The sequence below is a fragment of the Hyphomonas atlantica corrig. genome (assembly GCF_017795365.1).
Lineage (GTDB): Bacteria > Pseudomonadota > Alphaproteobacteria > Caulobacterales > Hyphomonadaceae > Hyphomonas > Hyphomonas atlantica.
This window is the reverse complement of the sequence record NZ_CP051254.1, coordinates 1629763-1644919: the sequence shown is the minus strand read 5'-3', so window position 1 is coordinate 1644919 and position 15157 is coordinate 1629763. Positions and strand designations below refer to the sequence as shown.

At 59.9% G+C, this 15157-nt stretch carries 19 protein-coding genes; 7 read left to right on the top strand and 12 right to left on the bottom strand.

Annotated features, from left to right (window positions below; translation table 11 throughout):
* The first annotated feature begins 66 nt into the window (after positions 1–66).
* Positions 67–1083: a hypothetical protein gene (locus HF931_RS08185; protein ID WP_035546631.1), complete on the top strand. Its 1017-nt coding sequence runs from the start codon at positions 67–69 to the stop codon at positions 1081–1083.
* 7 nt (positions 1084–1090) lie between these two features.
* Here HF931_RS08185 and HF931_RS08180 read toward each other — a convergent pair whose 3' ends face one another.
* The 5 genes from HF931_RS08180 to HF931_RS08160 form a co-directional block, all read right to left on the bottom strand.
* Positions 1091–1213, bottom strand: coding sequence for a hypothetical protein (locus HF931_RS08180; RefSeq protein WP_272983391.1), 123 nt, complete (start codon positions 1211–1213; stop codon positions 1091–1093).
* Positions 1214–1282: 69 nt separating this feature from the next.
* Entirely contained in the window at positions 1283–1477 is a 195-nt protein-coding gene (locus HF931_RS08175; protein ID WP_273243007.1) for a DUF4169 family protein, read from the bottom strand.
* The gene (locus HF931_RS08170; RefSeq protein WP_035546639.1) at positions 1470–2075 is read right to left on the bottom strand and encodes a GNAT family N-acetyltransferase; all 606 of its coding nucleotides are present in this window, start codon (positions 2073–2075) and stop codon (positions 1470–1472) included. The genes HF931_RS08175 and HF931_RS08170 overlap by 8 nt, the downstream gene beginning before the upstream one ends.
* Before the next feature lie 12 nt (positions 2076–2087).
* Positions 2088–2387: a hypothetical protein gene (locus tag HF931_RS08165; RefSeq protein ID WP_035546644.1), complete on the bottom strand. Its 300-nt coding sequence runs from the start codon at positions 2385–2387 to the stop codon at positions 2088–2090.
* A gap of 73 nt (positions 2388–2460) precedes the next feature.
* Positions 2461–3471, bottom strand: coding sequence for a helix-turn-helix domain-containing protein (locus tag HF931_RS08160; protein ID WP_051602356.1), 1011 nt, complete (start codon positions 3469–3471; stop codon positions 2461–2463).
* 14 nt (positions 3472–3485) lie between these two features.
* On the opposite strand from HF931_RS08160, the gene HF931_RS08155 reads away from it, so the two are divergent.
* Positions 3486–4433 carry a DUF2306 domain-containing protein gene (locus tag HF931_RS08155; RefSeq protein ID WP_273243004.1) on the top strand — a complete coding sequence of 316 codons (948 nt, stop codon included), beginning with the start codon at positions 3486–3488 and terminating at the stop codon, positions 4431–4433.
* On the opposite strand, the gene HF931_RS08150 is transcribed toward HF931_RS08155, so the two are convergent.
* The 5 genes from HF931_RS08150 to fumC form a co-directional block, all read right to left on the bottom strand.
* Positions 4430–5233, bottom strand: a complete 804-nt coding sequence (locus tag HF931_RS08150; protein WP_035548087.1) for an SDR family oxidoreductase — start codon at positions 5231–5233, stop codon at positions 4430–4432. The genes HF931_RS08155 and HF931_RS08150 overlap by 4 nt on opposite strands.
* An 89-nt stretch (positions 5234–5322) precedes the next feature.
* Entirely contained in the window at positions 5323–6960 is a 1638-nt protein-coding gene (locus HF931_RS08145; protein WP_273243002.1) for a SulP family inorganic anion transporter, read from the bottom strand.
* A gap of 129 nt (positions 6961–7089) precedes the next feature.
* Positions 7090–7386 (bottom strand): CcdB family protein, encoded by a 297-nt coding sequence (locus HF931_RS08140; protein ID WP_272983384.1) that lies wholly within the window; start codon positions 7384–7386, stop codon positions 7090–7092.
* A 3-nt stretch (positions 7387–7389) separates the two neighbouring features.
* Positions 7390–7803 carry a type II toxin-antitoxin system CcdA family antitoxin gene (locus HF931_RS08135; RefSeq protein ID WP_273243000.1) on the bottom strand — a complete coding sequence of 138 codons (414 nt, stop codon included), beginning with the start codon at positions 7801–7803 and terminating at the stop codon, positions 7390–7392.
* 35 nt (positions 7804–7838) lie between these two features.
* The gene (fumC, locus tag HF931_RS08130) at positions 7839–9224 is read right to left on the bottom strand and encodes a class II fumarate hydratase (protein ID WP_273242999.1); all 1386 of its coding nucleotides are present in this window, start codon (positions 9222–9224) and stop codon (positions 7839–7841) included.
* Between the two features lie 207 nt (positions 9225–9431).
* On the opposite strand from fumC, the gene HF931_RS08125 reads away from it, so the two are divergent.
* The gene (locus tag HF931_RS08125; RefSeq protein ID WP_273242997.1) at positions 9432–9743 is read left to right on the top strand and encodes a hypothetical protein; all 312 of its coding nucleotides are present in this window, start codon (positions 9432–9434) and stop codon (positions 9741–9743) included.
* Positions 9740–10102, top strand: a complete 363-nt coding sequence (locus tag HF931_RS08120; protein ID WP_273242995.1) for a RusA family crossover junction endodeoxyribonuclease — start codon at positions 9740–9742, stop codon at positions 10100–10102. The genes HF931_RS08125 and HF931_RS08120 overlap by 4 nt, the downstream gene beginning before the upstream one ends.
* Here HF931_RS08120 and HF931_RS08115 read toward each other — a convergent pair.
* Positions 10099–10614 carry a DsrE family protein gene (locus HF931_RS08115; RefSeq protein ID WP_273242993.1) on the bottom strand — a complete coding sequence of 172 codons (516 nt, stop codon included), beginning with the start codon at positions 10612–10614 and terminating at the stop codon, positions 10099–10101. The two genes, HF931_RS08120 and HF931_RS08115, sit on opposite strands and share 4 nt — an antisense overlap.
* Before the next feature lie 118 nt (positions 10615–10732).
* Here HF931_RS08115 and hemN point away from each other — a divergent pair, with 118 nt between their 5' ends.
* Together hemN and HF931_RS08105 are read left to right on the top strand one after the other, a co-directional pair.
* The gene (hemN, locus tag HF931_RS08110) at positions 10733–12082 is read left to right on the top strand and encodes an oxygen-independent coproporphyrinogen III oxidase (RefSeq protein ID WP_273242991.1); all 1350 of its coding nucleotides are present in this window, start codon (positions 10733–10735) and stop codon (positions 12080–12082) included.
* An 86-nt stretch (positions 12083–12168) separates the two neighbouring features.
* Positions 12169–12366: a hypothetical protein gene (locus HF931_RS08105; protein WP_035546675.1), complete on the top strand. Its 198-nt coding sequence runs from the start codon at positions 12169–12171 to the stop codon at positions 12364–12366.
* 21 nt (positions 12367–12387) lie between these two features.
* Here the strand turns inward: HF931_RS08105 and fghA are convergent, their stop codons facing one another.
* Positions 12388–13230 (bottom strand): S-formylglutathione hydrolase, encoded by an 843-nt coding sequence (gene fghA / locus HF931_RS08100; RefSeq protein WP_273242990.1) that lies wholly within the window; start codon positions 13228–13230, stop codon positions 12388–12390.
* Between the two features lie 295 nt (positions 13231–13525).
* Between fghA and HF931_RS08095 the strand changes: the two genes are divergently transcribed.
* Positions 13526–15142, top strand: a complete 1617-nt coding sequence (locus HF931_RS08095; protein ID WP_273242988.1) for a hypothetical protein — start codon at positions 13526–13528, stop codon at positions 15140–15142.
* The last annotated feature ends 15 nt before the right edge of the window (positions 15143–15157 follow it).

The following is a 15157-nucleotide window of genomic DNA, read 5'->3' as shown; positions in this document are numbered from 1 at the left end:
GCATGGTTCAGTGTCTGTTCAGTATCTCTGAACCCTACTGACTTGAAACTGTTGAAAGCTCGCCACATGAGACACGCCCTGCTCCTTCTGTTTCCCGTTCTGGCTGCAGCCTGCGCAACGCCCGGATATGACTATCAAGCCCGGATGGCGCCGACCTTTCCGCAAGCAGCCGAGTATCGGGATGTATTGGTCGGAGAGTTCCGGGGACCAGCTGGATATGTTGCGGAGGAAGAATTCGCCGCAATGCTCGACCAGATCGTGATCGACGGGGAGTATTGGTTCACAGACCCCTATGGAGAGCCCGCGGGGACCTATCAGGGGCGTGTCGACATTGACTCCTGGGAGGCTGAAACCCGGTTCGAACGCAAGAAGCGATGCGTTGAGTATGACGGCCTGTTCGATTGCGAACGCCGCGCTGTCGTGGAAACCGAATGCCGCGAAGAGACGGTTGAAGTGGTGGTTACAGCTGAACTGATCGATCACCGCACGGGACGTCTTGTCCTGCGGCAGGAACAGCTCGGCGGGGCCAGCCGCGAAAGCTGTGCCGACATCGCCGAGTATCCCTACAATGGCGAGGATTTGGGAGTGTGGGGCGAGCCACGCTATTCGAGCTACGATCCCTACAATGCCCCAATCGGTATGGTAGAGGACGCAACGATTGAAGCCGTCCACCGCTTCCGCAATGACATTGCGCCCTACTACCAGACAATGCGCGCGGAAATCATGACGGAGGGCCTGACTCCTGAAGCGCAGAATGACCCTCGCTTCGCTGCCGCGGTGAAGGCGACAAAGGACGGCAATTTCCTCGGAGCGTGTGCACAATGGGACGAGCTGGGCCGCGAATGGACACAGTCACCCTCCATCCTCCACAATCTGGGTGCCTGCGCCGAGGCGCGCGGGGATATGGCCACAGCGCAGATGCGCTATGCCCGCGCGGCTGAGCTCGCCCAAGCCATCCCGCTTCTGGAGGACAAGAAGGCCAAGTCCATCTTCACCGCTCTGGAGCGCGTCTCGGGCCGACGCATGGATGATCAGTTGATCAATTCCATCCTCCACCCGGAAGAGAGCGCGCCGGAAAGCTGATTGCGGATCAGAGCCCGATCAGGCTGGTCAAAGGCACACCGGCGTCATTTGCTTCGGCGATGATGGCCCAGGTGATGCCGGCGGCGAAAGCGATGGTTGCAATCGCCAGTTTTCCAATAATCCGTCCCATTATGTCCTCCCGCTTTGAAACAAAGTCAGGAGTGAGGGTGCAAATCAGGGGCCGGTTCGTAACCGCTGATTAACCACGATCTTCCGGATCATCCTGAAGGCGGTGGCCGTCAACCTGATCGCGGGCCTTGTCGGCGCGCACCTTGTCCAGCGACTTCTCCGCTTTCGTGCGACCAAACTTGGCGCGGTTTTCTTTTGCGCGCTGATCTTTCTCGGCCTTGGCTTTGGCCTTTCGGAACTTGTTCAGATTGATCGGCTCAGCCATGATTCACGTCCTCGAATGCGGACAAGCGCGCCTCAAGACCCGCCTTCACCGCAGGCCATTCCCGCGCCAGCACGGAGAACACCACGGTCGTGCGCACAAATCCATCCGGAAGGATGCGATTGTCCCGCAGCACGCCTTCCTGAGTTGCGCCGAGCTTCATAACGGCAGCGCGCGACCGCAAATTGCGTTCATCCACATTGAAGTAGACGCGGATGGCCCCCTGCCCGAAAGCATGAGACAACAGCAAATGCTTGCAGGCGGGATTGGTCGCTCCGCCCTGAAACTCCGGCGCGTAGATCGTCATGCCGATTTCGACATTTCGCGACGCGGCATCCGGGTTCAGATAAGCGCTCATCCCCACAAAGCGCCCATCGGACGCGAGCACGGCGAACGGCACCAACGTACCTGCCTCAGTGCGCTTGCGGATAGACTTCACCCAATCCGAAATCCAGTCGCCCGGTGGATTGAAGAACGGCCAGGTTGCCAACCGCTGTCCAGAGCGCTCCGCCATGTCCCGCAGGGCTTCGGCATGCCCACCTATCTCGAACGGAACGAGGCGTACGAACTCATTCTGAAGCGTAACAGGTTCTATCAGCAACAGGACCTGCCTTTAGTCTTCGCCGTGCGTTTCGCGCCACTGCTCCATCGCCAGTGAGATGGCGAAGGTTTCCCGGTATTTCGGGCTGGAGGCCGGGCGCGGCGCCTTTGCAGAGGTGAGCGCCATGATCTCGGCCAGCTTGTTGTGCGCTGCGCCCGCCTGCCCTGCGCCGATATAGGCGTGCAGCTCGACCAATGCAGACGACAGCGGGTCGTGTGCCCGGATCACGAAATAGGGTTCGTCATCAGCCAGCTTGTTCAGAATATCGAACTGGGACGGGTTGGATTTCGATCCGACGGGAGCGTTTGCCATGAGCACGGCCTTTCTTGGCTGGAAGTGATTCTCTATCGCGCAGTCTAGACACCGCCGCGCTGTCCGCCAGCCCTCACCGCACCGACTCTGCTATCCGGGTCTGCCGCCGATAGGCGCTCGGAGTCATGCCGGTATGCGCCTTGAATGCGCGGTTGAATGGACCGATGGAGCCAAAGCCACAATCCATCGCAATAGACAGAATTGGCTGGTCCGCCAGATCCGGCTGCAACAGCTGGTCGCAGGCTTCCTGAATTCGATACGAATTGATCAACTGGTTGAAGTTCGCGAAGCCGAGATCCGACACAATGCACTGGCTGACCTTGTAGTCAGGCGTTCGCAGGCGCAAAGCGGCGTCGGCCACTTTGATATTCGGTTCCAGATAAATCCGGTCGACCTCAAGCAAAGTTGTCAGCCGCGCCGCCAGAGCCGGATCGCACGGCACGCTGCGGCTACGATCTGTCTTGCGCGTCTTGCTGACTTCCAGAGGGTTACGACGCCGATACAGCACAGCAAGGCTCGCCCCCATCAGGGCTAGCGACGCCGCAACGATACGAAACTCGTCCTGCCACGCGTCCAGTCCCGGCTGGTCAGCGAGCAGTGACACCGTGACTAGCCCGGCATATCCGCCAGCAAAGCTCAGGCGAAATCTTCGCTCCGACGCTGACGCGTTCATCCCGTCAATCGCTTCTACAAATGTCATCAGCAGCATGGCTGACCCGATCAGGGATTTCATGCTGGCGACGACCCCCAACATGCCACCGACGTGGGATTCCGGGGCCAGATAGTTGATCAGACATGTCAGATAGAGAACACCAACGACCAGCGCGGGCCAGGCCTTACGTTCGGCTTCCTTGCGGAACAATTCCCGCGACAGGAGCCACGCCAATCCGCAAGGCACGAAACTGATCAGCACCAACAAGACACCAAGCTGCAGCACATGGCTGCCCACGAAATATTCGGCGACGAAAGCTGCAACTGACAGCGCAAAGGCGGCCCAGTAGATCGCCAGAGGCGATGCCGGCCCGGACGGCAAGCTTCGCCAAAACGTCCCGAGATTTCCCAGCGAAGCACGCGCAATGTTCATGAGGTATCATCCTGATGTCTGCGATCCGGGGCCAGCTTAGGCCTTCGCGACGCCAAATTCGACGTTTTTCTTCGGAAATCCTCGCCGATTTCCAAATCGGCAAGACGCTGAGCCTCAACACCTTCACGCCTTTCGGGTCTGAAAACCCGGAAGGACTCATTGTGCCCACATCTCCCCCGCCCCTCACTCTCTGGAACAAGATTCTCGGTCGAACCGGCATCGCCTGGTTTTGCGTCGCAGCCATTGGCCAGACCGCATTCATACTCTTCATTGCCAGCTATTACGGCGTGCGCACCGCCACGGGAAACTATGCTGGCTGGAACGACAAGAGCCTGATCAAGGGGCATGTACCGGGCGATGATGCGGGCAATCTTATGTTTGCGCTGCACGTCTTGCTCGCCGCGATGATGACGTTTTCCGGACTGATCCAGCTGGTTCCTGTGCTCCGCCGAAAATTCCCCAAACTTCACCGGTGGTCAGGGCGCATATTTCTGGTGCTGGCCTGTTTCCTTGCCCTTGGGGGGCTGTGGCTGACCTGGGGACGGGATACATATTTGTCGCTCGTTTCAGCTGTCAGCGTGTCGCTGAATGCCGTGCTGATCCTCGTCTGCGCCGCCTATACATTGCGGTTTGCATTGGCGCGCCGCTTTGCAGACCATCAGCGCTGGGCGATGCGCCTGTTCATGGTCGCCAATGGCGTCTGGTTCATCCGAGTCGGCTTGATGGGCTGGATCCTGATCAATCAGTCCCCGCGCTGGATGAACAGCACGATGAGCGGGCCTGCCGACATCGTTATCAGCTATGGCAGCTATCTGATCCCGCTCGCCGTATTGCAACTTTACTCCGCCGCGCGCCGCAGTCGCTCTGTGCCGGCCAAGGCCGCGGCCAGCCTGCTCGTCGCAGGGGCCACGGTCTTCACCGGGATCGGCATTCTCGGCGCGTCGATGTTCCTCTGGTTCTAACTGGAGGAAACGATTCCGCCATCGCAGGGCACGGTGTGGCCAGTAATATAGTTCGATGCCTTGGACGACAGGAACATGGCGAGGCCGGCGATGTCAGACGGCTGGCCCACGCGGCCCGACGGGTTCTGGTCGCCAATCTTCTGCCAGTCCACGCCTTCGGTTTCGCCTTTGAAGCCGACGCCGGTGGAAAGCATGTAGGTCGGGAACGGACCCGGCGCGATGCCATTGCAGAGAATGTGCTCCCCAGCCAGATGCGCGCCCATGAAGCGCGTCAGATGGATGACGGCGGCCTTTGACGTGCCATAGGCAAAACCGCTCATGGGCGAGGTGTGCATGCCGTCGATCGAAGCGATGTTGATCACCCGGGCCGGATTGTCGGCGCTTGCCGCCTTGCGCAACAATGGCATCAGTTTCTGTGTCAGGAAGAACAAGCCCTTCACATTGACGTCCATCACCTTGTCCCAGCCATGCTCCGGGAAGTCTTCCAGCTTCGCGCCCCATGCGACGCCAGCATTGTTTATGAGAACGTCGACCTTGTCTTCTCGCTCGGCAATTTCCTTGGCGAGGTGCTCAATGCCAACCATCTGGCCCACATCGGATGGGATGGCATAGATTTCACCGCCATATTGCGACTTCAGACGCTCAACCGTTTCTTCGCAGGCATCCGCCTTGCGGGAAGAAATGATCACTTTGGCGCCATTGGCCAGGAAGCCAGCCGAGATCATTTCGCCAATCCCGCGCGAACCGCCAGTTACGACGACCGTCTTGCCGGCCACCGAGAACAAATTACTGAAATCCATATCCATCCGACTTTCCTCCAAGTTTCTGATCGGCGTTCCTGATGGCGGAACAACCGGCCTGGCGCAAGGAGATTAGGTCGCAGGAAAGATCAGTGGCCGCCGCCAAATGCGCCTGTGCGAACCGAATAATCGACCGCCACGGCGTATTCCGGATCGTCATCAGAATCGACCATCAACTGGCCAGCCTTGGTCAGAAGCTTGTGGCAATCGCGGGACAGATGGCGCAATTGCAGCGTCTTGCCCTGCGCTTCATAGCGGCGGGCCAGATCCTCAATCGCCTGCAGGGCGGACTGATCCACAACGCGTGAGCGCATGAAGTCCACGATCACCACATCCGGGTCAGTCTCCGGGTGGAAGAGTTCGGCGAAACCATCTGTCGATCCGAAGAACAGCGGGCCTTCGATCTCGTAGACGTGGGCGCCAGGCGTGCGGACACTGTCACGCTCGATCACGCGAATCCGGCGCGCATTGTTCCACGCATAGGCCAGCGCCGACACGATCACGCCCACCACAACAGCCGTGGCGAGATCGTAGAACACCGTCACGACAGTCACCAGCACAATGACGCCCGCATCCAGAAGCGGAATGCGCGTCATAATGCGCAGGCTGTTCCACGCAAAAGTGCCGATCACGACCATGAACATGACGCCAACCAGAGCCGCGAGCGGAATCTGCTCAATCAGGCTGGAGCCGACAAGAATGAAAGCGAGCAGGAACAGCGCCGCAGCAATGCCCGCGAGGCGCGTGCGCCCACCGGATTTCACATTGATCATGGACTGGCCGATCATGGCGCAGCCACCCATGCCACCAAAGAAGCCGGTAATCACATTGGCCGTGCCCTGCGCGATGCATTCCTGGCTGGCCCCGCCCCGCTTGCCGGTAATCTCACCGACAAGGTTCAGCGTCAGCAGGCTCTCGATCAGGCCAATGGCGGCGAGAATGACCGCGTAAGGCAGGATGATCTTGAAGGTTTCAAATGTCAGCGGCACGCTCGGGATATGGAAAGGCGGCAAGCCGCCCTCGATCGACGCCATGTCGCCAACGCGTGGCACATCCAGCCCGAACGCGATCACCACGCCCGCCACGATAGCGATACCTGCCAGTGGCGCAGGAATGATCTTGGTAAATTTTGGCAAGGCCCAGATGATCAGCATGGTGAGCGCAACCAGCGCCAGCATCAGCGCGAGCGGCCAGCCGCTCATCCATTCCCCGCCCGACATGCCGTGCCCGGAAACTTCTGCCGTGCCTGGCACCTGGAACTGGGTCAGCTGCGCCATGAAGATCACGATGGCGAGACCGTTCACGAAGCCAAGCATCACGGGGTGCGGCACAAGGCGGATGAATTTGCCAAAGCGGAAGACCCCTGCCGCAAGCTGCAGGATGCCCATCAGCACGACCGTCGCGAACAGGTATTCAACGCCATGCTGAGCAACGAGCGACACCATGACGACGGCGAGGGCCCCGGTCGCCCCGGATATCATGCCCGGCCGACCGCCGATCAATGCTGTTACCAGCCCGACGATGAAGGCCGCATACAGGCCCACCAGGGGGTGCACTCCCGCCACGAAGGCGAAGGCCACGGCCTCCGGCACAAGCGCCAGCGCCACGGTCAGGCCCGAAAGCAATTCAATCTTGATCCGGTCCGGCGTGAACTTGGAGAGATTGGCCTGCGAGAAACTCTGCGCGCCGAGGCGATCCGCAAAGGCTGCAAAAGACGATTTTACCACGGGATGACACTCTTCATTGTGAGGGCAGGAAGATGTTTGCCGCCGTATGGCCATCTTCATGGCATCGCGCAACCGCAGGCGTGAGAAAACCAATGCGTTTCCAGCCCCTGCCCGCACCTTGGGCGACTTTCAATTTCCGAAGAACAAACGCGAAAGCGCGCGGGAGATTTCGTACTCATATGCGAGCAAATCTCCCATCCGGCCTTCAAGACTGGATTTGCGAATTCCAGCCAGCAGATGAACCCCGAGGATAAATCTGTCCCCGTTTAATACGACTTCCGGTGTGATGATCTCCATCGGCATGGCTGCGCCAGCGGGGTACAGCGGCGCAGCCAGCACAATATCTCCCGTGTCCATGCCGGGATACTGCAAGATCACAACTGGTGGCTTGCCGTGACTCAAGCGATGAACGGCGAGACGCTCCATTCGCTAGAGCGCCCGCAAATCATCGGACCATAGGCCTTCACGCTCGACCAGCTTGTTCCAGCTGTCGACGGCCTCGCGGTTTTTCTCGTTCCATGCATCCATACGTGCCCGCTTCACGGCTTCTTCTACAGCCGTGCGGGCAATCGCATTGGGATCTAAGCCTAGCGCACGCGCCTCGGAGGCAAGCGCAGGCTCAAACGGAGTAGCCTCTTCGCTGACACCGCCGGAGATTCCGAGCAATTCCGCCGCTGTTACTTCGCCATCGGTCGCAGCCTCAATACGCTTCGCTGCCTCAACAGAAGGTCGCTTCAGTCCCCGCTCGACTTCGGACAGGAACCCCTTTTGCAAACCTATCTGTTCCCCAAGCGATGCAAGGGAGCGCCCGTTTGCTTTGCGCCATCCAGAAAGCGAACTCATGTTGAGAACTTATGTTCACAACTAGTGAACGTCAATCACCCCGGCGAAATCATCTTGGATGGGTCGACGATGTTGTCGAAATCGTCGCCCGGGATGCCGTCGGCGATGGCCTCCTCGCGAAGCGTCGTCCCGTTCTTGTGGGCCGTCTTGGCAATCTTGGCGGCGCGGTCATAGCCGTATTTTTCCTTCAGCGGCGTCACCAGCATCAGCGAGTTTTCGAGGCCGCGCTGAATATTGTCGAGGCGCGGCTCGATACCGACAACGCAGTTTTCAGTGAAGCTGATTGCGGCGTCGGCCAGCAGGCGGACAGACTGCAGGAAATTATAGGCCATCATCGGGTTGAACACGTTCAGCTCGAAGTGACCCTGAGACCCTGCGAAACCGATTGCGGCATTGTTGCCGTGAATGTGCGCGCAGACCTGTGTCAGCGCTTCACACTGGGTCGGGTTCACCTTGCCCGGCATGATGGAGCTGCCCGGTTCGTTTTCTGGCAGAGCCAGTTCGCCAAGGCCGGAACGCGGTCCGGACCCGAGGAAGCGGATGTCGTTCGCAATCTTGAAGCAGGACATGGCCACCGTGGTGATCGCGCCATGCGTGAACACCATCGCGTCATGCGCGGCCAGCGCTTCAAACTTGTTCGGTGCCGTCGTGAATTTCAGGCCCGTGATCGCGGCGATTTTCTCCGCCACCTTTTCCGCAAACCCTACAGGCGAGGCGAGACCGGTGCCGACGGCCGTGCCGCCTTGCGCCAGTTCCATCAGCTTCGGCAGGGTCAGTTCGATCCGCTCGATGCCGTTCTGCAGCTGCTGGGCATAGCCGGAGAATTCCTGGCCGAGCGTGACCGGCGTGGCGTCCTGCGTGTGCGTGCGGCCAATCTTGATGATGTCAGCCCATTCCTTGGCTTTGGAATCGAGCGCATTGTGCAGAACCTGCAGCGCCGGGATCAGGCGGTGCACGACTTCCTCGGCGCAGGCGATGTGCATCGCTGTCGGGAATGTGTCGTTTGACGACTGGGACATGTTCACATGATCATTCGGGTGAACCGGCGTCTTGGAGCCTTTTTCCCCGCCAAGGATCTCGATTGAGCGGTTTGAGATGACCTCATTCGAGTTCATGTTGGACTGGGTGCCCGACCCCGTCTGCCAGACAACCAGCGGGAAATGATCGTTCAGCTTGCCTTCGATCACTTCTTCGGCGGCCTGCACGATGACCTTGCCGAGGTCCGGATCCATCTTGCCGAGGTCCATGTTCGCTTCGGCAGCGGCCTTTTTCACGATGCCCAGCGCGCGGATGATGGGCTCGGGCTGCTTTTCCCAGCCGATCTTGAAGTTTCCGAGGCTGCGCTGCGCCTGTGCGCCCCAATAGGCATCATCAGAAACTTCGATTGGGCCCATCGTGTCGGTTTCGGTCCGCGTCGTCATGGTCTTGAATCCTCATGCGTGGAAAAGCTTTCGCGCCGGGTTTAGCCAAGTGGGCGCACATGACAAGGTGTTGCCGGTTTACTGGCCCTATACGCCGCAGCCGCCTGTCGGACTGCTGGCTTGCGCTCGTCCCCTCGCCGCGCCTAGATTGCGCTTGTGCCGGGCCACCTGACAGCCCCTCCCCTGCAAGCTGAGCCAGGATACATCTTGAATACCTTCGCCCACGCCCTGACCCAGCCGGAGACGCTCGTCCTGATGGCACTCGCCTTCGGGCTCGGCTTCCTCGTGCGCGGGATCGGAAAGAACTCGACCTCGCCCCCAATCCTGACACAGGCACAGGTCGAAGATGCCATCTCTCGCGTCACCAAGGCCCGCTGGGCCGAGATCGACCGCGCCATTGACGACCGCAAGAAACTCCTCGCCATCAAGCTGCTTCGCGAGCAAACCGGCCTCGGCCTGAAAGCCTCCAAGGAGGCCATCGAGGCCCGCATGCAATCCCGCCACCGGATGCGCGGATGAGCCGGTCGGACTGGACCAGCGCCGGAAAGGTGCGCGCGCGCATCACCGATGAAGGCGCGCTCGAAGTGCGTTGCACGGGCCTGACGACGCAAACCAAATACTACAAGACGCTGCTGAAAGAGTTCTTCCGCAAGGACTTCCCGCCCCTTCGCCCCGGCTACGGCGATTATTCCGTGCACATCATGATGGAGTACACGGGAGACGCGCCCTGGATGGATCTCGACAATCTCGCCAAGGCCCTGCTCGACAGTTTGACGGGCAATGTCTTCGAGGACGACCACCAGGTCGCCCGCCTTCTGGTAGAGCGCCGCGTGGGAGAACGCGAAGGCATCTGGCTGAAAGCCGAGGCGATGGACTAGAACGGGTTCAGCGTGTACCCGTCCTGCTGCAATTGCGCGTGAGCCGTCATGGCTGACAGCGACATTTCAGCGCCCGGCAACAAGTCGGCTTTGGTGACATCGCGATAGGCCGCCGTCTGGCCGCACAGGATAATGCGCACCCGGTTCTTCAGCAGCGCAGCGATCAGTGGCGCGGAGGCATTGTCCTCACGCTTCAGCAAGTCAGCATAGGCCCCGCCATGCACCACAACCGCCAGCTGGATATTGCTGGCAGGAATGCCAACCGCTTCATGCATGTTCAGGAAGCGCGCGGCGCTCTCCAGCGTGCGGTTCACCTTGCCGGGTTCAGCCGCGGCGGCCGTATCGAAGGCGATCTTGAAGACGGCGTCCTTGTTCAGGCGTTCCGCGTCCGGCACGGCGGCGACCTTGCCATAGGTCGGAATAGCCGGGCCTGGCTTGAAATCTTCCGGGCCGGCAAGCGCTGGTAAACTGAGTGAACTGGCCGCGAAGGCACAGGCGAGCAGTCGGATCATGGGGCAACCTCCTCTGAGCCCGGGCAGATTAGGCTGCGGCGCGGGCGGCGTCGAGATGCGTCTCGCTTACGGGTTTCCCCCTAGTTCCCCGTTGCACAGGCATTGGTAGGACACCGCCATGAAACAGGCATGGATCCCCTTCGCGTCGCGCCCTGTCCCGCGCTATACCAGCTATCCGACCGCCGCAGACTTTGCGCCGGATGTCTCGGAACCGGATGCCCGCCTATGGGCCAGCGCGACGACCCCTGACAAGCCGGTCTCGGTCTATATCCACGTGCCCTTCTGCGAGAAGCTCTGCTTCTATTGCGGCTGCGCGACCAGCGTGCCGAACGGCTATTCCCGGATTGCATCCTATCTGGAAACGCTGCACCGCGAGATTGACCTATGGGCCGCAGCCCTCGGGGACCATGCGGGCATGGCGCATCTCCATTTCGGGGGCGGCTCGCCCAATGCGCTGTCGGCAGAGGATTTCAAGGATCTGGTTGCCCACGCTGCCCGCGCCTTCCATTTGCGGCCCGATGCCGAAATCGCGGTGGAGATCGACCCGCGCAGCCTGTCGCCAGATTTCATTCACGCAATGGCCGTGTCCGGCGTCAACCGCGTCAGCTTCGGCGTCCAGACCCTGTCCCCTACCGTCCAGCAGGCCGTGGGGCGCATCCAGCCGAAGATCCTGCTCAGCGAAGGCATCGACCGCCTGCATGATGCCGGCATTCGCGCGATCAACATGGATTTGATGTACGGCTTGCCACACCAGACCGTGGCCGATGTTGAGGATGCCGCGCACTTCGCCGCAGAGATGGGCGCGGCCCGCATATCCCTGTTTGGCTATGCGCATGTCCCGTGGTTTGCAAAACACCAGAAGGCCATCGACGAGGACGCCCTGCCCGGCCTTGAGGCACGGTTCGAACAGGCCGAGGCAGGTGCACACACGCTGGAACTGGCAGGTTATCACGCCATCGGACTGGACCATTTCGCCCGTGCAGATGACTCGCTTGCCGTTGCTGCACGCGCCGGAACCCTGCATCGGAACTTCCAGGGCTACACGGATGACCCGTGCGACACGCTGATTGGTATCGGCAGCACGGCAATTTCCCAGTTTTCAGAAGGGTATGCCCAGAACTTCAAGGATCGCCCGAACTGGCAAGCCGCCATCAATAATGGTCGCCTGCCGGTTGAGCGCGGCGTGGCCTTCACCGACGATGACAGGCTGCGTTCACGCGCGATCGAGCGACTGATGTGTGATCTGGAAGTGGATGTGGACGCCGTCTGCGACGAGATGGAGGCCCCTCGCGGCAGTCTCGCCGATGCGCTGGAGACCGCCCGCTTCCTGCAGTCTGCGGGCCTTTGCGAGTTGAACGGCAAAACGATCCGTGTTCCGACTGAGGCCCGCCTCTTCCTGCGCACAGTCGCGCAAAGCCTTGATGGTCGCTACAAACCCGCCGCCCAACGCCACGCCAAGGCGGTCTGATCCAGCGCATCAAAGCAACCGGCGTCATTTGCAGATAAGTGAACTGGTGTTACACGCAGGCTCAACAATCCGGAGCGTGACTTGCCATGGCTGAATTCCTCGTCCTGCATCAGAAGAACAATGACAAGGTGCGCGTGGTGAATATTGAACATGTGCGCATGCTGCGTCCGCATGACGAATCCGGCACATGGCTGGAATTTGGAGGCGACAGCGAGTTCTCCAGCCTCCTGGTTCGCGAGGATCTGGCCAGCCTGATGTCCTATCTGGAAGCCGAACACGTTTAGCCCGGGAGGGCCGGATGGTGCCTAGCTGCCAAGCGCCCGCGCATGGTGGGCAATATGCTCGTCCATGTAGGTCGCGATGAAGTAATAGTCGTGGCCATACCCATCGCGTAGATTGTAATCCAGCCGCTGGCCATGCTTTGCGCAGGCTTCGGTAAAGATCTCGGGCTTCAGTTCCCGCTCAAGGAAAGTATCTGCCGTACCCGTATCGACCAGGATGGTCGCCTTGGTCTGACGTTCCTTGACAAGCTCAGTCGCGTCATACTGCTCCCATGCAACCGAAGGCGCGCCGAGATAGGCGCCGAATGCCTTCTGGCCCCATGGCACCTGCGCCGGGCTGGTGATCGGACTGAACGCTGAGCAGGATTTGTAAACATCCGGATGTTTCAGGTGCAGCGTGATCGCGCCATGACCGCCCATAGAGTGGCCGAAGATCCCCTGCCGGCTCATATCCGCATAAGGGAAATTCTCCGCGATCACCTTCGGCAGTTCCTCGGTGATGTACTCGTCCATCTTGTAGTGCTTCGCCCACGGCTCCTGCGTCGCCGTCAGGTAAAATCCTGCGCCCTGCCCCAGATCATAGGCCTCATCATCCGGCACATGCTCGCCGCGCGGGCTGGTGTCCGGCGCGATGATCATGATGCCATGCTTCGAGGCCGCACGCTGCAACCCGGACTTCTCCATCACATTGGCCCAGGTACAGGTCAGGCCCGACAAATACCACAGCACGGGCACCTTCTCGGGGTTCGCCTGCGAGGGGGTGTAGACCGCAAACCGCATCGTGCAGTTCTGCAAGGCGCTTTCATGATCATGGACAGACAGCGTGCCGCCAAAGGATTGCCACGAAGAAACTTCAATTGGTTGCACGCCATGATCCTTTTCGGTTTTGCTTTGGTGGCCGCCGCCCCTCGAGGTTCAGCACCCTTTTGGGCCTCGAATACGCCACTCCACGCATGTTGGCGATAGTGGCGCAAAGACCCCGCCAAGTAAAACGAAGACAATCGGAAAAAAACAGGCTCAACTCGCTGAAACCGCGAAACTTGGGATTCCCTTCGACTTCGCCTCTGGTACAAGGAAACCATCATCACAGGTCGCACCGGTCTTGATTCCGAAAACACCGGGGATACGGCCGCACAAGACATGCATGCTTAAGGGGACGCGTATGATCCGGATTTTGCTGACTCTTTTGGGGGTTGTGACGGCGTTTGCCGCGAGTGCACAGGCACAGACCGTTCAGCGGGACTGGACGCCCTATGAGCAGAACAAGCAATGCATGATTTCCGAGAATTTTTACAATACAACTTATCGAAGTGATGGGACGAAATACTGGTTCATCCCGGATAATTCGATGGCGACGATAATCCTGAAGTGGCATGTCACCGGCGACCAGTTCCTTAACGAAATGGAATACGTGTCCCGCAAGAGTTTTGCGGCGTGCTTCAATGGTGAGCGCGAATGTGGACTGCCGCTGAATTATAATATCGCGAATGAGCTCAGCCAGTTCGACGTGCCGGAAAATGGCGTCTCCACGGCCTATTTCAAGAACCCGCCGCCGGCGAGCGCCGTGCGCAACGCGATGGCGGTCGTCGGCGATTGTTTCGGTTCCGCCGGCGAGGGCATCTATCTCGATGAGGTCGAGCTGACCGAAACGGACCTGCCGATCGATATCTGTTTTCGCGCCGGACAGACGATGTTTTACCGCGGAGAATATTACCGCAGCGAGGCGCCGCCGATGACCGACGCCCAGATCGCCAGATACAGGGAATGGGGCATGCTCGCCTACTACCTGATCAATCAGGTGCGCAACAAGCCTGATGAAGGGGCGACGCGATGCGGCGTTGCACCCATCGAGCTGATACCCACCTTCATGCAGTATTATGACGACAACAATTATGCCGCCCTTGAAGATCCCGTGCAGATCGCGGCACGGGAAGCAGAGGCTGCTGCAGCGGCGCAGGCTGCCGCCGAGAAGCAGGTCCGCGAGGACGAATATCTGCGAAAGTCCAAGCGCGAGCGCCTTCTGGCCCGCAACGATTATCAGCGTTTCGGCACGCTCGATGGTTGCCAGATCGCCTATTCCTACGTCTTTGGCGGTATCAATCGGGACAAGATGAGTTTCATCGTCGATCCGGTGCCGGACAGCGGCATCAGCTGGGCCCTGCAATTCGAGAAGACACAAGCCGCCGGACAGGCATGCCCGGCCATGCCGCAGGAGCTGGGCGACTGGGTCGCGAAGCAGGACCCGAAACTGTTCGAGGCCTATGGGGCCGAGGAGGAATTCCGGAACAACAAGCCGAACATCTGGAACGAGAATGACTGGAAGGCCTTTGTTGAACGCTGGATGTGGCGCGACCAGACCTTCGCCGAAACCTATGTTCAGGGCGGGAATTGCCAGGCGGCGATCTGGTATTCGCGCAACATTGCCCATGACTGGAGCAAGTTCAGTCAGGCTGAAGAGGATTTCGTCGGTCTCGCCAGAGTCTTCGACCGTTGGGGCGCCCCTGACAAAGCCTTGTGCGCGGCGATCCCGCCGGATGTGCTGCCACTGGCCCGCAAGACCTGGGAACGTCACTACAATCAGGTGATGCGTGAGAAAGCCCGGCAACAGGCCGAGTGGGACGCCGCCAATCGCCGGGAAGCCGCGCGCCGTGCCGAAATCGACGCCGCCTATGACGAGCTGCTGAACTGGAAGCCGCCCTATCAGAAGCAGTCCGAATTGCGCTGCTACAATGTTGAAGAGACGAAATATGGCACGCGTCAAAGGTGCTTCAGCGACTAGGCGTGACCTTCCTTC

Bases quoted from the DNA above. Each gene is read 5' to 3' on its own strand.
- HF931_RS08185 (WP_035546631.1), top strand. From the start codon at position 67: ATGAGACACGCCCTGCTCCTTCTGTTTCCCGTTCTGGCTGCAGCCTGC.
- HF931_RS08180 (WP_272983391.1), bottom strand. From the start codon at position 1,213: ATGGGACGGATTATTGGAAAACTGGCGATTGCAACCATCGCTTTCGCC.
- HF931_RS08175 (WP_273243007.1), bottom strand. From the start codon at position 1,477: ATGGCTGAGCCGATCAATCTGAACAAGTTCCGAAAGGCCAAAGCCAAG.
- HF931_RS08165 (WP_035546644.1), bottom strand. From the start codon at position 2,387: ATGGCAAACGCTCCCGTCGGATCGAAATCCAACCCGTCCCAGTTCGAT.
- HF931_RS08160 (WP_051602356.1), bottom strand. From the start codon at position 3,471: ATGAACATTGCGCGTGCTTCGCTGGGAAATCTCGGGACGTTTTGGCGA.
- HF931_RS08155 (WP_273243004.1), top strand. From the start codon at position 3,486: ATGTCTGCGATCCGGGGCCAGCTTAGGCCTTCGCGACGCCAAATTCGA.
- HF931_RS08150 (WP_035548087.1), bottom strand. From the start codon at position 5,233: ATGGATTTCAGTAATTTGTTCTCGGTGGCCGGCAAGACGGTCGTCGTA.
- HF931_RS08140 (WP_272983384.1), bottom strand. From the start codon at position 7,386: ATGGAGCGTCTCGCCGTTCATCGCTTGAGTCACGGCAAGCCACCAGTT.
- HF931_RS08135 (WP_273243000.1), bottom strand. From the start codon at position 7,803: ATGAGTTCGCTTTCTGGATGGCGCAAAGCAAACGGGCGCTCCCTTGCA.
- fumC (WP_273242999.1), bottom strand. From the start codon at position 9,224: ATGACGACGCGGACCGAAACCGACACGATGGGCCCAATCGAAGTTTCT.
- HF931_RS08120 (WP_273242995.1), top strand. From the start codon at position 9,740: ATGAGCCGGTCGGACTGGACCAGCGCCGGAAAGGTGCGCGCGCGCATC.
- HF931_RS08115 (WP_273242993.1), bottom strand. From the start codon at position 10,614: ATGATCCGACTGCTCGCCTGTGCCTTCGCGGCCAGTTCACTCAGTTTA.
- hemN (WP_273242991.1), top strand. From the start codon at position 10,733: ATGAAACAGGCATGGATCCCCTTCGCGTCGCGCCCTGTCCCGCGCTAT.
- HF931_RS08105 (WP_035546675.1), top strand. From the start codon at position 12,169: ATGGCTGAATTCCTCGTCCTGCATCAGAAGAACAATGACAAGGTGCGC.
- HF931_RS08095 (WP_273242988.1), top strand. From the start codon at position 13,526: ATGATCCGGATTTTGCTGACTCTTTTGGGGGTTGTGACGGCGTTTGCC.